The 13,541-nt window shown below is 67.7% G+C and carries 15 protein-coding genes and 5 pseudogenes; 8 read left to right on the top strand and 12 right to left on the bottom strand.

Translation table 11 applies throughout. The features are described from left to right. Positions 1-141: 141 nt before the first annotated feature. Positions 142-906: a transposase family protein gene (locus tag ACTWP8_RS35630; RefSeq protein WP_443326215.1), complete on the bottom strand. Its 765-nt coding sequence runs from the start codon at positions 904-906 to the stop codon at positions 142-144. A gap of 344 nt (positions 907-1,250) precedes the next feature. Then, positions 1,251-2,465, bottom strand: a complete 1,215-nt coding sequence (locus ACTWP8_RS35625; RefSeq protein WP_443326214.1) for an MFS transporter — start codon at positions 2,463-2,465, stop codon at positions 1,251-1,253. Between the two features lie 54 nt (positions 2,466-2,519). Here ACTWP8_RS35625 and ACTWP8_RS35620 point away from each other — a divergent pair, with 54 nt between their 5' ends. From ACTWP8_RS35620 to ACTWP8_RS35605, 4 genes and pseudogenes are all read left to right on the top strand, one after another. Further along, positions 2,520-3,263 (top strand): AraC family transcriptional regulator, encoded by a 744-nt coding sequence (locus tag ACTWP8_RS35620; RefSeq protein WP_443326211.1) that lies wholly within the window; start codon positions 2,520-2,522, stop codon positions 3,261-3,263. An 18-nt stretch (positions 3,264-3,281) separates the two neighbouring features. Further along, a pseudogene (locus ACTWP8_RS35615) lies at positions 3,282-3,488 on the top strand (IS5/IS1182 family transposase); the annotation flags it as partial. Between the two features lie 16 nt (positions 3,489-3,504). Further along, positions 3,505-3,867: pseudogene (locus tag ACTWP8_RS35610) on the top strand (transposase family protein); the annotation flags it as partial. A 29-nt stretch (positions 3,868-3,896) separates the two neighbouring features. Further along, positions 3,897-4,184 carry a hypothetical protein gene (locus ACTWP8_RS35605; protein ID WP_443326210.1) on the top strand — a complete coding sequence of 96 codons (288 nt, stop codon included), beginning with the start codon at positions 3,897-3,899 and terminating at the stop codon, positions 4,182-4,184. Between the two features lie 77 nt (positions 4,185-4,261). Here the strand turns inward: ACTWP8_RS35605 and ACTWP8_RS35600 are convergent, their stop codons facing one another. Further along, positions 4,262-4,684, bottom strand: a complete 423-nt coding sequence (locus ACTWP8_RS35600; RefSeq protein WP_443326209.1) for a hypothetical protein — start codon at positions 4,682-4,684, stop codon at positions 4,262-4,264. Between the two features lie 22 nt (positions 4,685-4,706). On the opposite strand from ACTWP8_RS35600, the gene ACTWP8_RS35595 reads away from it, so the two are divergent. After that, positions 4,707-5,366 carry a DUF6308 family protein gene (locus ACTWP8_RS35595; RefSeq protein ID WP_443326208.1) on the top strand — a complete coding sequence of 220 codons (660 nt, stop codon included), beginning with the start codon at positions 4,707-4,709 and terminating at the stop codon, positions 5,364-5,366. Between the two features lie 362 nt (positions 5,367-5,728). Further along, entirely contained in the window at positions 5,729-5,953 is a 225-nt protein-coding gene (locus ACTWP8_RS35590; protein ID WP_443326207.1) for a DUF6207 family protein, read from the top strand. Positions 5,954-6,114: 161 nt separating this feature from the next. Here the strand turns inward: ACTWP8_RS35590 and ACTWP8_RS35585 are convergent, their stop codons facing one another. The 3 genes and pseudogenes from ACTWP8_RS35585 to ACTWP8_RS35575 form a co-directional block, all read right to left on the bottom strand. Beyond that, positions 6,115-6,261 (bottom strand): hypothetical protein, encoded by a 147-nt coding sequence (locus tag ACTWP8_RS35585; protein WP_443326206.1) that lies wholly within the window; start codon positions 6,259-6,261, stop codon positions 6,115-6,117. A 302-nt stretch (positions 6,262-6,563) separates the two neighbouring features. Further along, positions 6,564-6,710: a hypothetical protein gene (locus ACTWP8_RS35580; protein WP_443326205.1), complete on the bottom strand. Its 147-nt coding sequence runs from the start codon at positions 6,708-6,710 to the stop codon at positions 6,564-6,566. A 17-nt stretch (positions 6,711-6,727) separates the two neighbouring features. Beyond that, positions 6,728-7,687: pseudogene (locus tag ACTWP8_RS35575) on the bottom strand (helix-turn-helix transcriptional regulator). A gap of 123 nt (positions 7,688-7,810) precedes the next feature. On the opposite strand from ACTWP8_RS35575, the gene ACTWP8_RS35570 reads away from it, so the two are divergent. Further along, complete coding sequence (locus ACTWP8_RS35570) at positions 7,811-8,503, top strand: LysR family substrate-binding domain-containing protein (protein WP_443326204.1); 693 nt, start codon at positions 7,811-7,813, stop codon at positions 8,501-8,503. 227 nt (positions 8,504-8,730) lie between these two features. Here ACTWP8_RS35570 and ACTWP8_RS35565 read toward each other — a convergent pair whose 3' ends face one another. The 5 genes and pseudogenes from ACTWP8_RS35565 to ACTWP8_RS35545 all read right to left on the bottom strand — a co-directional run bounded on the left by ACTWP8_RS35565 (position 8,731) and on the right by ACTWP8_RS35545 (position 11,511). Next, entirely contained in the window at positions 8,731-9,243 is a 513-nt protein-coding gene (locus ACTWP8_RS35565; RefSeq protein ID WP_443326203.1) for a hypothetical protein, read from the bottom strand. Then, positions 9,222-9,425, bottom strand: coding sequence for a hypothetical protein (locus ACTWP8_RS35560; protein ID WP_443326202.1), 204 nt, complete (start codon positions 9,423-9,425; stop codon positions 9,222-9,224). The genes ACTWP8_RS35565 and ACTWP8_RS35560 overlap by 22 nt, the downstream gene beginning before the upstream one ends. A 246-nt stretch (positions 9,426-9,671) precedes the next feature. Beyond that, complete coding sequence (locus ACTWP8_RS35555) at positions 9,672-10,160, bottom strand: HIT family protein (protein WP_443326201.1); 489 nt, start codon at positions 10,158-10,160, stop codon at positions 9,672-9,674. Positions 10,161-10,409: 249 nt separating this feature from the next. Next, positions 10,410-10,774: pseudogene (locus tag ACTWP8_RS35550) on the bottom strand (transposase); the annotation flags it as partial. A 44-nt stretch (positions 10,775-10,818) separates the two neighbouring features. Further along, a complete protein-coding gene (locus tag ACTWP8_RS35545; RefSeq protein WP_443326200.1) occupies positions 10,819-11,511 on the bottom strand; it encodes a haloacid dehalogenase type II in 693 nt (230 codons plus the stop codon). 488 nt (positions 11,512-11,999) lie between these two features. Here ACTWP8_RS35545 and ACTWP8_RS35540 point away from each other — a divergent pair. After that, positions 12,000-12,664: pseudogene (locus ACTWP8_RS35540) on the top strand (IS5 family transposase); the annotation flags it as partial. 3 nt (positions 12,665-12,667) lie between these two features. On the opposite strand, the gene ACTWP8_RS35535 reads toward ACTWP8_RS35540, so the two are convergent. Next, positions 12,668-13,522: a hypothetical protein gene (locus tag ACTWP8_RS35535; protein WP_443326213.1), complete on the bottom strand. Its 855-nt coding sequence runs from the start codon at positions 13,520-13,522 to the stop codon at positions 12,668-12,670. Positions 13,523-13,541: the final 19 nt, after the last annotated feature.

Here is a 13,541-nt window from a genome sequence, read left to right as displayed (position 1 = left end):
CCCTGGCCTCACGCACCACCGTCAACGACCACACCATCGACGCGAGCCCGCAAGCCGGACGACAAGGGCAACAACACCAGAGCCAGGATGCCGACGATTGCGTCAGTCGTTCGGGCCACGAGCACTGAGCCTTTTCCAACCTCACACTGATTCCGCGAGGTGGAGGGCGAGGACGGCTTTGACCAGGTCGGTGATGCGGGTGGTACTGCAGCGGAGCTTGCGCAACAGCCGCCAGGTCTTGAGGGTGGCCATGGCCTGCTCGCCGACGGCGCGGATCTTCGCGTGGGAGACGTTGACGGCTCGCTGGCCTGCGGAGAGCTTGTTCCAGCGGCCGCGGTAGGGCACTCGGACCGTGCCGCCTGCGCCCTGGTAGCCCTTGTCCGCCCAGCAGCAGATCGCGGCCTTGGCCAGAGCGTCGACGATGCCGTGGATGCGGGCCGCACGGATGTCGTGAACCGCGCCGGGCAGGGTCGGCGAGGCCCACAGCAGCCGGCCGAAGGGGTCGGCGAGGACCTGCACGTTCATCCCGTGCCTCCTGTACTTCCCGGAGTAGTACGGCCGGTCGGCGGCTACCCGGTCGATGGGCAGCAGCGTGCCGTCCAGGATCACGAACGCCTTGGCCGACGCCGTGGTGATGGCCTGGGTCAGGGTCGGAGCGAGCGAGGCCAGGACCTCGGTGGCCTCGGAGATGTAGCGGTAGACGGTGGCGATCCCGATGCCGAAGGCCGCAGCGAGTCGGGCATAGGTGTCGCCGCACCGCAGATGCGCCAGCGCCAGCAGGGCCTGCCGACCGGCGGGCAGCCGCCGCCACCGGGTGCCGATCCGACGCCTGCGTGCGGCCAACTCCCGCGTGAGCAACTGCACCGAGGCGTTGGACAGATCGATCGCGGACGGGTAGACAAGCACCTGAAGCTCCTGGCCGACACGGTTGATCATGATTGACAGCCCGTCTACAGGAGTTTCGTCATGTCGAACAGTCGACCGCCCTCAAGGCGCAGTAGACCCGGCGAGTTCCGGCGAAGGCCGCCAGTTCACCCTTGTAGAGGATCACTAGCGCGTCACAGGTGCATCGGCAGTACTCAACTTCGCCTTCGGACGTCGAGTGCCTGGCAGATGCCACGAAGGCTGCCGCAGCGGGGCCAGGCAGCCCCCAGTCCCTCAGCGGGCACGCGTCCTGCAGCGACGTGCTTGATGAGCCGTTCACGTCTTCGGCCTTCCATGACCGGCCTGCCGGGGAACTTGCGGGTCGGTCAGCGGTGATTGCGCTGGGCGGGAGATGGCTCGCCATCCGTGTTGTCTCCGGTCTGCTGCGCCGCTGCCACGGGCTTCGGCGCGGTGGGTTCGGGCAGTGTGCGGAACAACAGCCAGCTCAGGGCGGGCATCAGGATCAGTGGGGTCAGGGCGGTCCGCAGGGAGGTGGCGTCGGCGACGCTGCCGATGAGGGGGCTGACGAGGCCGCCGATGCTGACGGTCAGCCCGAGCGTGATCCCGCTGGCGGTGCCGACGCGCGTGGGAAGGTAGTCCTGGCCGAGGGTGACCTGCAGCGAGAACGGGACGTAGAGGCCGACGGAGGTCAGTGCCACGAACAAGTAGATCGCCGGACCGGGGACGAACACGACGCCCGCGACGGCGGCGACCGTGATCAGGTACGACCCGCGCACCACGGTGATCCGGCCCCAGCGGTCGGCCAGGCTGCCGCCCAGCACAGAACCCACCGCGCCGCCAAGGTAGAGCACGAACAGCGCCGCGGTGCCCGCTGCCGTGCCGCCTCCCGTGCGCTGCTGGGCGTAGAACGAGATGAACGTGCTCAGGCCGATGAACGCGATCGACCGGCAGACCACTGCCAGCGATAGCTTCACGAACGAGAGCTTGTCGTCGGTCTCCGTCGGGGCCGCGGCGCTGGAACCGGCATGTGTTGGGTTGTCCAGCGCGCGCAGGACGGGCAGGCACAGCGCGCTGCCGACGAGGGCCGGCACCACGAGCAGCGGCGAGAGGCGCAGGCCGCCGGTGGCGATGACGGCGGTGACCATGAGGGGCGCGACGGCGAAACCGATATTGCCACCGAGGGAGAACCAGCCCATCATGCTGTGACTCCCCTGGCTGGCGAGCCGTGCGACGCGAGCCGACTCGGGGTGATAGGCGGCGACCCCGATCCCGGACACCGCCACGAACGCCAGCGTCAGCGCGTAGGAACCACTGAGGCCGCTCAGAGCGATCCCCAGCCCACCCAGGATCGTGCTCACGGGCAACAGCCAGAGCAGCGCCCACCGGTCGGTGAGTGCACCGAACAGAGGTTGGGCCACGGAGGACAGCAGGGACGCGGCGAGCACGATGCCCGAGGCCGCGGCGTACGTGTAGGCGCGCTCGGCGACGAAGAACGGGATGAGCGACGCGACAGCACCCTGGTAAACGTCCACGCAAGCATGCCCAACCGACATCAGAATGATCGATTTGTTCCTTGGCACATCGCCATGCTCACCGCTAAGCATCTTGTCGTGCTTCCGATAAACCGCCAAACAATGAAGAACATCCGCCATGAGCCCGTCGCACCGACGCGCGCTCAGTGGCTGGCGCCCGGAGCCGCCATCGACGCCCACCGCCACGACGACCACCAGATCGTCTACGCCAGCCGCGGAGTGCTGGCCATCACCACCGACGCGGGCTCGTGGATCGCGCCGGCCACCCGCGCCATCTGGGTACCGGCCGGCACCGTGCACGCCCACCAGGCCCATGGCCGACTCCAATTGCACCTGATCGGACTGCCTGCGACCGACAACCCGCATGGCCTGGACGAGCCGACCGTACTGACCGTCGGCCCCCTCCTGCGTGAATTGATCCTCGCCTACACCCGCACCCCGCACGACGGCAGCCCCGAACGCCGCCGACTACGAGCCGTCCTGCTCGACCAGTTACGAGTCTCACCCCAGCTGCCCCTGTACCTGCCCGCTCCCACCGCCCCGCCGCTCAAGGCGCTGTGCGAGATCCTGCACACCAACCCGGCTGACCACCGCACCCTGGCCACACTGGGCAAACAGGTCGGCGCAAGCGACCGCACCCTGTCCCGCCTCTTCAAAACCGACCTCGGCATGACCTTCCCGCAGTGGCGCACCCAACTGCGCCTCTACCACGCCCTGGCCCTGCTGGCCGACAACACCAAGGTGACCACCGTGGCCCACGCGTGCGGCTGGTCGTCCGCCAGCGCGTTCATCGACGTCTTCCGCCGCACCTTCGGACACACCCCCGGAACACACCAGCCCCAATAGCAAAAGCGATCGGAATTCCGAGCGCCCTACTGCGGCCGCTGGAACAAGCTCTCCGCAGGCCAGCGAGCCGTCAACGTCTCCCACGCGAAGATCCGCGCCGTCGGCGAGCAGGCCATGGCCACCCTCAAGACCTGGCCGCCGTTGCGCAAGCTCCGCTGCAGTACCACCCGCATCACCGACCTGGTCAAAGCCGTCCCCACCCTCCACCTCGCCGCATCAGCGTGAGCTTGAAAAAGGCTCACTGATTCCCGAGCTGGAGCTACAGCGCGAGCAGACTCTCCGCACCCGTCGCGGTCACGAGCGCCTGGTAGCCCCTGGCACAGGCGCCAAAGCCAAGCTCGCACCAGCTGACCGGATCCTGGCCACCGTGCTCCACCTGCGCAAACTCGCCACTATAGACCTCCTCGGCCAACTCTTCGGTGTCACCGCCATGACCATCAGCCGCGCGAACCAGGAAGTCCGCCCCCTCCTGGAAGCACACGGCCACCACATGAACGCCTCCACCGCCCGCTTCCGCGCACCAGCCGACGTCGCGACATTCCTCGCTTCCGACCCCACCCAAACCAAGGTCAAAAAGACGAGTCAAAGATCTGCACGCCCTTAACCCGCCTGGCGGACACCCAGCTGATCGGGATGGCCGGGAGCCTGGCCGCCTTGATCCGGGACCACGAGCTGATCGACGATGCGCAGGCCCTGCGCGCTGTGGCTGCTGAGCAGCTGGATGTGAATCAGTTCGCCTTTGACCAGGTCATCGAGGCGTTAGCAGAGGTTGGCTTCATCGAAGGAGTGCAACGTTCCGGAGGAAAGATCCAGCGTTTCACCGAGAACGTTCCTCACTACGACGAGGGCGAATGCGCCATTCCGGCGTCGACAGTGAGCAGGGGGCGGCTGAGTGGGCGGGGCTGGCCTGCGGTGCAGTAGTGCCAACTATGACGCAGACCAGGTTCGTTACCCCGATTTCAGTTGACCGCCGAACGCACCACAAGATTTCCTCAATGTCATGCGCGCGTCTGCATGACTCGTGTGCTCCAGGCGATCGAAAACCGGCCGACGCACACCGTGACGGCCGGACCGACGGCAAGGAGGACCATGAAAATACGGAAGCGATTGTCCTTACGGGTTATCGCGAGCGCAGCGATGATCCTGGCTGCCTGTGGCTTCACCAGTGCTCCGACAGCGTATGGAGCCACCGGCAGCACCCAACTGGCGCCGTACGCCGATTCGGTGCCGGAGGGTGCGGTGAAGGCGGGCATGAACGTCGGCGGGTGGGGGCCGATGCGCGTGCCCTGGTCACAACCACCGCGCAGTCCAATGACAGCGGCCGCTGCGGTACGGACGGCTCCAGCTGGCCCATGGCCCAGTCCCTCGATCACGGCTTCGCCGTCGGGTGTGTTGTTGCCCGCGGAGTGGCCGGCAACCATGGTGCCGCCCTAGCCTCACCCGGTGACCGAGCCGAGAAGAAGCATCGCTGACTTACGTTCCTGTGCGGCGCAGCACCTGCTGACCTACACCGACCTCTCGGGAGAAAGGGCCTTTGCCACATACGACCGGCAAGGCGACCCCTACGTCCTCACTCCCCTGGACTGTCTGGCGCCGGCCCTGTTGAGCGTGCCCATCGGGTACCGGCAGGTGGTGCCGCTGTTCCGTCCGGACGGGCCGGGCGCGCTGGTGCTTCAGGCGATGCAGGCCGTGCTGGATTCGGCTGCCGGGCGTTCCGCGACCTTTCTGGAGGCTGACCTCCGCGCTGGTGAGGGCGCGTGGGCACTGGTCGATCAGGCGCTGATCGCGTCGGGCGAAGCAGGCGGGCACGGCGTGCCAGGGTTCAAGGCTGTGTCGGTGACGAAGATCCTTCATCGCAAGCGGCCTCATCTGGTTCCGATCTTCGACAGAACCGTGTACCGCTTCTACACCGGGCAGGCGCCACCCTATGGGCCTTACCGGGACACTCCCAGGCGCTTGTGGCCTCTGTTGCAGGCAGATCTGCGCGCCAACCAAGAATGGCTTGAGGAACTCGCCTCGCCCCTCCGCACCCCCGACGGCCGGCCACTGAGCCTGCTGCGCGCGGCCGACATCATCATCTGGGAACATCACGCCACGGCATGAACGAGCAGAGCAACGAAGTGATTTGAGCAAGCCAAAGGGCTCCACGAGGCATCGATACGGTTCTGAATGGGGCCCAAGCTCTGTGCGGGCGTAGCGCCGTGTGCACGCACACGGCGCCAACCCTGCGGGGAGGCCAGCGTCGTCTCCAAGCTGTACAGCCGCCTCGCGGGACCCCAGAGCTGCTGATGGGCATAGCTCGTGTCGGTGACAGGCTCGGTCCCTTCCACCTCGGCAGGCACTCCTCGACGAGGAGAGTGGCCAGCTCGAGCGATGATGGAGTCGGTCCCGGCACGGTGCATCCGAGCGAGTGATGTGGCGCTCAGCAGCGAACCGCGACCGGCACCCGAAGCGTCGGGCGGGGCATGGACCGTATTCACGAGCAGCACCTCTGCGAACCGGGCCTGATGGTCCTGGACATCACCGCCGCCGACGAGGCGACCGCGCTCGCGGCGATGGCCGAGCTGGACCGGCGGTGGGGCGACCTCCGGTGTCGGCCCTGTGCGGCGCGTGCCCGGCGAGGCTGGGGTCAGGGCGCGCTTGTATGCGGACATACAGCGCCCCGGCCGCCTTGGCCCCTACCCCCGTGACGATGTCAGAGGGGTGTGGCCGGTGGCTGTTTGCGCCTCTCCCCCGGTTCGGACACCACCGGCGTATCCGGCCACTGCGAGACCTGACGGCACGGCAGCCAGAGCGGAACCGGAGGACGCGGAGGGCCCGGCAAGTCGCCGGGCCCTCCGCGGGTGCCGGATCACCTTCCGGAGCGGATGACCTCCTGCAGCTCCAGCATCGGCTGGCTGGTGCCGCGTACGTCCTCTGCGGTCGCCAACAAGGCGTGCGTCACCGCGAGCATGGCGTTGACGCCGGCGCGCTGGCCGGGGTCAGCGATGGCGTCCAAGTCCTTCTCTGCCAGGTGTGCCTGGTGCCGCGCGGTCCGGTGATGGTCTGCGTCCCACGCTTCCCTCCTCGTCCTCGCCTCCGACGGTACGGCTGAGGACCGACAGCAGAGGGGCGGACGTTCGGTACCCAGCGCTGGCCCGCACCGTGCGTCTCACGCCAGCCCGGCTGCGCCAAGGAACTGCGTCAGGCGTTTCTCGCCTGATCGGCCGCCGGTCCGTCCAGCGCCCGGCCGCCGGCGCGCGGCGGGCCCCGTCGTTCCACGGGGCCCGCCGTGTGCTCTTCCCTTCGTACCGGGGGCTGTCAGCAGCCGTTGAGGACGAAGAACAGGGCACTCTTCTCGGTGGAGTTGACCGAGAGGCCGTAGTGGTACTTCACCTGGACCCAGGCGCAGGCGTAGGTGCAGCGGTAGGTGTGCGGGAGGCCGGACGATGTTCTTGAGCCCGGCACCTGCAGGAAACGGGCCTCTATACCCCGCGTACGACGTTCAGGCAGCGGGTGGCTTGGGTGTGCAGGGCGTCGGCGAGTTCGGGAGGGGCGTGGGTGAGGGTGAAATCGGCGTCGACCGAGGTGATCACCAGGCGAGGTCGCGGGGGGTGTCGGCGCCCAGGTGCAGCAGGCAGTCGTGGTCGTCGACGGGTTCGATGACGCCCATGCCGGGCCAGATGCGGTCGGCGACCGCTGCGGCGGGCTCGTGCAGGGTGATGGTGGCCGGGAAGGGCCAGGTCCGCGACGACAGTTGGTAGGCCAGATAGGTGGCCACGTCGCCGTCGGGAGTTCGCGGGGGCTGAACCGCGGGCCGGTCGGGGTGCGTGGGGTGAGCCGGTCGACGCGGAAGGTGCGCCAGTCGGTGCGGTCGTTGTCCCAGGCGACCAGGTACCAGTGGCGGCCGAAGCTGACCAGGCTGTGCGGCTCGACCGAGCGGATGCTGTGGCCGTGGCCGGGGCTGGTGTAGTCGAAGCGCAGCCGCTCGCGTCGGCGGCACGCTCGGCGATGGCCATGAGGGTCTGGGCGCAGACCTTGGGAGCCGGGGCCGCGCCGGCCCGGACGGTAGCGGTGTGCAGGGTGTTCACCCGGTGCCGCAGCCGGGACGGCAGCACCTGCTCCAGCTTGGTCAGTGCGCGCAGCGAGGCCTCCTCGATCCCGGCGACCGAGCCACCGGCCGCGGTGCGCAGGCCGACCACGACAGCGATGGCCTCGTCGTCGTCGAGCAGCAGCGGTGGCAGCTCGGCCCCGGCGCCGAGCCGGTAGCCGGCGGCGCCCTGGGTGGCGTGCACCGGGTAGCCGAGCTCGCCCAGCCGCTCCACATCACGGCGCAGGGTGCGCCGGCTGACATCGAGGCGTTCGGCGAGCTCGGCGCCGGACCAGTCGCGGTGGGTCTGCAGCAGGGAGAGCAGCTCCAGCAGCCGCCCGGAGGTCTCCAGCACGCCTCCAGACTGCCCGGAGGTTAGGACCGGAGCTGACCTAAGCAAGCCATAGCGTCACAGCCATGGCGAACACGACAGACGGCATCCGCTCTTCCCGCATAGACATCCCGCAGGCGCAACTCGATGAGCTGCACGCTCGTCTGGCCGCCACCCGCTGGCCGGACGAGCCGGGCCGCATGCACCCTACGGGTCGGCTTCGTCGCCAGCGCCGCCCATGAGCGCACCCAACTGATCATCGCCGACTTCGCCCGGCGCCGGCCCGGCTGGCGGGTCCAGATGCGGCAGACCGAATGGACCGACCCCACCGCCGGGCTGGCCACCGGCGAGGTCGACGTGGCGCTGCTGCGCCTGCCAGTGCCCGCGCAGAGCGACTTCGACGTCGAGGTGCTGCTGACCGAGCCACGCTGGATCGCCCTGCCTGCGGGGCATCACCTCGCGCGGGAGGACCGGATCCGGTTCCAGGATCTGTATGACGAACCGTTCGTGGCGACTCCCGCCGAGTCGGGAGCGTGGCGCGACTACTGGCTCGCGACCGATGAGCCCCAGGGCCACCCGGTGCGTATCGGCGCGGTCGCGCACCACCCCGATGAATGGCTCAACGCGATCGCCCACGGCCAGGGCATCAGCCTCACCCCCGAAGCGACCGCCCGCTTCTACCAGCGCCCGGACGTCGTCTACCGGCCCTTGACGGGCGTCAGTCCCAGCCAGATCGGTGTCGCCTGGCCCCGCACCCAACTGGTTGACGACGCCGTCGACGCCTTCATCCTTAGCTGCCGTGCCGTATGCAGCGAAGCTGCCTCGCAGGCACCGGCCTGACCATGGACAGCTGACCGCAACAAGCCGACATCACGCATTCACGTTCAGTAGCTCCTGACCTGGGGATTGAACTCTTTTCTGCGCAGCGATGTCGACCGGACTGCGCACCTATTCGTTCAGTGGGCAGCCCGACGTCTGACGCCGACTTCAGGGTGCTGCGTGCCGGTCAGCCTGTCGATGAGTCCCATCCTCGCGCCGAGGCGGCGAGTCAGGGGGTCCCGCTGGCCTCACAGCTTGCCGAAAGCCACTCCGCGCCAGGTCCAGCCTGACTTGAGGACGGCGTTCCGCAGGGGGCTTCGCAGCTCCGCGCCGTCGAAGCGGAAAATCTCCGTCGCTTCGAGGCGGCCGCTGTCCCCGCGTTCGATCGTCCAGTGGCGGGAGACGGTCCTGTCCGGCCCGCGCGAGTACTCCGACGAAATGGCAAGCCTCGGCGGATTCCCGACTCGGGTGACCTCCCACTGCTCCTCGAGGGCGCGGACCTCATGGTCCTCCTGGGCCAGGCGCATCCGGATCCGGACGGCGCGAGTCAGCTGGGACTCGATGAAGAAGGTCTGCCAGGCGGGCTCCGTCATCCGCCACTCCGCCACCAGGTCGGCGTCATCCGCGTCGTCGTCGCGGATGACGTACGGCACATCGGGCCGGTTGAGTTTGAGCAGGGCTGTCCGCACCTCCTCGGCTGAGTCTGGCGCGACGCCGGCGGCGGGGCGTTTGGTTCCGGTCAGCTTGTCGATGAGTCCCATGGAATCAGCCTATGAGGGGTCAGCGCTTTGGCCCCGACCTGGGCGTTCTGGAATTCCTTGAGCGTGATGGTGAAGCGCCGGTTGGCGGAGTACGCGCTCAGCCCCGTCCAGGTCTGGCCCATGGAGATGCCCTGTACATCCTGCTTGTTGGCGGATCTCTGCTTGTGGAACTCCTTCGCCATCCCGACCAGCGGCCCGCGGCCGTGGTGAGCGGGGACAGGTCGGTCGTCGTGATCTCGTGATACGTCGGCTTGGGATCCCCAGGAGCCCGTTCACGTATACGACACGGGTGGATGCGCAGCCCCGAGGGTGTCTGGCGTCTTGAGCCTTTTCCAACCTCACGTTGAGGGTGCGTGATGGAGGAGACTGCACTACTTCCTTGCATGTGCTCGTCCGACTACGCCCGTGACGTCGCCCCGGCACGGTGATCAGCTGCGGTCTTCGACGCTGTTGTCGGCGATCGCTCGGAACAGCTCGCGAGCCCGCTCGCAGAACCGTTCGACATCCGTGATGTCCGGCTCGTCACCTTCCGCCAGCATCTGGGCCTGGAGTTGCTCGGAGCGCAGCCCGCCGTGGCGGGCCCGCACTTCCGCGGTCACCGGCTGGACCGCGATGTGCAGGTGCTTGCGCGCGTCGCGGCCATGCGACCACATGCACACGTAGGTCTGCTCAGGCCGGCACAACGTCTCCACGACACGAGCGGTATCGCGCAGCAAGGGGCCGAGTTCCGCCGCTGCCGTGTCCTCGAGCTCCGCGATGGCCACGACGTGCTCCCGCGGACCGACGATCAAGGTGCCGAGATTCATTGGACCGACGACGTGGTTCACCACCCAAGCAGCGGTTTCGTGCAGGACGCCTCCGGGCAACTCCCGACGCCCGGCCAGAAGGTCGCACCCAAGACACCCCGTCACATCCACGTGCACCAGCCTATACAGAGCCCGCAACGATGAAGTCGACTGCCAACCTGGTTGATGAGTCTGCCGGTTGGCCTGCGCACGCGATGAAGCTCCTGGTAGACGGGTTCACGACCAAGATCGCCCGTGCTGCCAGGAGCTTCGTGTGCTTGTCTACCCGTCTGCCCTCGACCTCGATGAAACGATTGCCTTCGCTCAACCGGCGCTACCGCCGGTCGCAGCAGCTGCTTGACCAATAGCTGCATGGGGTGTCTTGTCGGCATACAGACGCTGGGGCTTGAAGTGACACCCACGGTAGGGGTCGTGTCTCGATTGGTGACCGAGCACCATGGGCTTCAATGCCTGGCTGTCGTGGGTGTCGGCGGCCGAGACTCCGACAACGAGGGGCAGCCCGTTCGCGTCCGACAGGACATGCATCTTGGAGCCTGGCTTGCCCCGGTCCACGGGGCTCGGACCTGTGAGTTCGCCCCTTTTTTAGCGCGGACGTGGGCGGAGTCGAGGACCGCTCGGGAGAGATCGAGGAGGCCCGCATCGTCGAGCCGGTGCAGGATCTCCTCGTGGAGCCGGCCCCAGACTCCAGCCCTCGACCAGATCAGGAACCTGCGATGGGCCGTCGACGTCCACCCCCTGGACGCGGGGATCATTCATCGGATCGGCGCTTCTACGTCGCCGTCAGCGCCGCGACCAACTCATCCAGGCTGTCTGACCGCCAATTGAAGGTGTCGGTCCTCTTCGGAGGATCCCCGACTGGTCGCTGAACGTAGGCGGTCCGCATTCCCACCGCCTGAGCTCCGCGAAGGTCCCAGGCGTGGGCGGCGACCATCAACACGCGCTCTGATGGACATCCCGCCGCGTCGACCGCGAGCTGGTAGACCTCCGGTGCGGGCTTGTAGGCCTGGGCATCTTCGGCGGACAAGGCTTGGTGCCAGCGCAGCCCGGCGTATGCGTTGAGTCGGAGCAGAGTCGCGCGACTGGCATTGGAGAGCCCCAGTACAGGAAATCGCCGCGCGAGGCGCGTGAGTCCGGCGAGGGAGTCGTCCCAGGGTTTTAGGCGCTGACCCGCGGTAGCCAATCGCTCGATGGCCACCGGGTCGGTGAGCCCGGCACAGTCGGCTACGCGTTGAGCTGCCTCGCGGTCGATGATCTCGGTGTTGGCGTATGCCCGGCTTTCTCCCTCGATGCGTTGCTGCTCGTGCTCGACATGCTCTCGCCACACGGTGAGCAGCTGGTCGACAGACGCATCGTCGGACGCGGGCACCGCGTCGCGAATGGCCGCTCGAAGTCCGCCTGACTCGTCGACCATCGTTCCGAGGACGTCGAAGACGACGACCTCGATGTCGCATGCCTCGGCCATCCGGTCTCCTATTCATGGTGGTCGGGCGCGACGTGGCCCGGGTTAACACGTGGACTGGACAGTCAGGAGGGTTGCCCAGTTTCCGTGCGCGTTCAACGCCCCGTGTGCGCGGGGCAATCCGGCGCACTAGCTGTGCAACTGACAGAGGCCCACGAGCCAGACCGGGTACCCCGGGGCCCGCGCCGCCGCCCACGCGGAGTTCGGCTACCGCGGGATCTTCTACCCCACGGGTAGCTGGTACGCCAACACCCACGACTCCGCCGTGCAGCTGAATGGCGACTGCACGGCCTCGTGCCGGCTGGAGGTGAACTTGCGGCACACCTTCATCGGTTGGCACTGGGTGCGCGGCCGCGCCTGACGGCGCGTTGGGCCTCTTGCCCGTTCCTGCGGAATCTCCCGAACGCGGAATCTGGCGAGCTGGGAACCCTGTGCAGAGTCGCTCTCACGTGTAATAGGTGGCATCACCGACGAGTACTGATTCGAAATATTTCCCGCCCTGGCGCACGATCTATGGATTCTTCGCGAGGTGGGCGGCGGCCGACGTGCTTGGGATCATCCGTGACCAGCTCCGCCGCCGTGTCCGCCTGGCCTCCGGCAAGACTCCTAACGCGGTGGCACCGTGGTCGATTCCCAAAGTGTGAAGGCCGCCGAGACCGTCGGGAGGGACTCGCGCGGCTACGACGCGGCAAAGAAGGTCAATGGAAGAAAGCGGCACCTCGTGGTCGACACCCGGGGCACCCCGCTGCTGGTGCTGGTCACTCCGGCTGACCTTCCGGACCGGGATGCGGCGAAGGAGGTGCTGTTCCGGCTCATGCTGATGCACCCGGAGATCAGGGTCGTCTGGGCGGACTCGGCCTACTCCGGCCAGCTGGTCGACTGGGCGAAGAAGCACCTGAACCTCACGATCAACGTTGTCGCCCGGCCCCCGGGACAGCCCGGCTTCATCGTCCTTCCCCGCAGGTGGGTAGTGGAACGCTCGCTGTCGTGGATCATGCGGGCCCGACGCAACTGCCGGGACTGTGAAAGGCTGCCGCAGCACTCCGAGGCTTTGATCACCTGGACGGCGATCACCCTCATGACCCGCCGCCTCACCCGGCGCCCCGCCCACCGCTCAGCACAGCCGACGGTGGAGTCACCGCTCGCATCGGCAGCCTGATCAGCCTGGGGAATCCGGCTCAGGCACCTGTCGCGCGGTGCCCTGGGTGATCGCGGCAACTGCTGCCCGTGGATCGTCGGCATGGAAGTGGAGCACCCGCGCCTTTGCGCGTCTTCCCAGGGGACGTACGACGGTGATCGGCCTGGTCAATTCCACGGTCACGGACGTGAGACCACCAACGGCAACGTCGAGTCTTCCGTCACCGTCGACGACGATGATGCGGCCTTCCGGATACCGCCGATCGACACGGGCAGCGGCGACCAAGTCCGCCGGGACATAAAGATCAAACAGGGCGCCGTACCGCACACGCAGCGAGCCATCCGCACGGATGACGTGTGGCCGCACCACGCATGACGCGTGCAAGGCCACGACGAACAACACCCCGTACCCGTCAAGGAGGAGCAACAGCAGATGGACTGCCGGCCAGGGGATCAGCACGGCGAGCACAGCTGTCTCGATCAGCGCGGCGAAGACCAGCAGGAACATCGTCGATGCCTGAGCGGCAGCGTAGTCAGCCGCATGATCGCTTCTCCGCACGCCGTCCCGCCGCCGGGCCAGCCACAGTGCGAGGCTGGCCACGGCCCGTGCCTCATGCACAATCAGCCGCCGCACCAGAGGCGGAACAGCCGTCCGCATGGCTTCGCGCACCGCCGCCGAGCGTCCGCCCCCCTCGCGGCGGGCCCGCCGGTACAGCCCCCCGACCGCCACCGCTTCGGCTACCAGGAGGCACGCCACCATGGCCTCGGTGACAGCGACGACGCCCGCCGGAACATGTGCCCCGCCGACCAAGCAGCCGAGCACCACCAACTCGGCCGGCACCGCTGCGTATGCCACCACTCGCAGAACCTTGCGCATCACCAAGCAGGGCCTGGAC

The organism is Streptomyces sp. 7N604, from assembly GCF_052245475.1.
Classification (GTDB): Bacteria; Actinomycetota; Actinomycetes; order Streptomycetales; family Streptomycetaceae; genus Streptomyces.
Note: the sequence above shows the minus strand (reverse complement) of the source record. Positions and strands in the feature narration are given on the sequence as shown.

What these genes read in the sequence shown, in the direction of transcription:
- ACTWP8_RS35620 (WP_443326211.1), top strand. Translation starts at nt 2,520, where the DNA reads ATGAAGAACATCCGCCATGAGCCCGTCGCACCGACGCGCGCTCAGTGG.
- ACTWP8_RS35605 (WP_443326210.1), top strand. Translation starts at nt 3,897, where the DNA reads ATGGCCGGGAGCCTGGCCGCCTTGATCCGGGACCACGAGCTGATCGAC.
- ACTWP8_RS35600 (WP_443326209.1), bottom strand. Translation starts at nt 4,684, where the DNA reads ATGGTTGCCGGCCACTCCGCGGGCAACAACACACCCGACGGCGAAGCC.
- ACTWP8_RS35590 (WP_443326207.1), top strand. Translation starts at nt 5,729, where the DNA reads ATGGACCGTATTCACGAGCAGCACCTCTGCGAACCGGGCCTGATGGTC.
- ACTWP8_RS35570 (WP_443326204.1), top strand. Translation starts at nt 7,811, where the DNA reads ATGAGCTGCACGCTCGTCTGGCCGCCACCCGCTGGCCGGACGAGCCGG.
- ACTWP8_RS35565 (WP_443326203.1), bottom strand. Translation starts at nt 9,243, where the DNA reads ATGGGACTCATCGACAAGCTGACCGGAACCAAACGCCCCGCCGCCGGC.
- ACTWP8_RS35560 (WP_443326202.1), bottom strand. Translation starts at nt 9,425, where the DNA reads ATGGCGAAGGAGTTCCACAAGCAGAGATCCGCCAACAAGCAGGATGTA.
- ACTWP8_RS35545 (WP_443326200.1), bottom strand. Translation starts at nt 11,511, where the DNA reads ATGGCCGAGGCATGCGACATCGAGGTCGTCGTCTTCGACGTCCTCGGA.
- ACTWP8_RS35535 (WP_443326213.1), bottom strand. Translation starts at nt 13,522, where the DNA reads ATGCGCAAGGTTCTGCGAGTGGTGGCATACGCAGCGGTGCCGGCCGAG.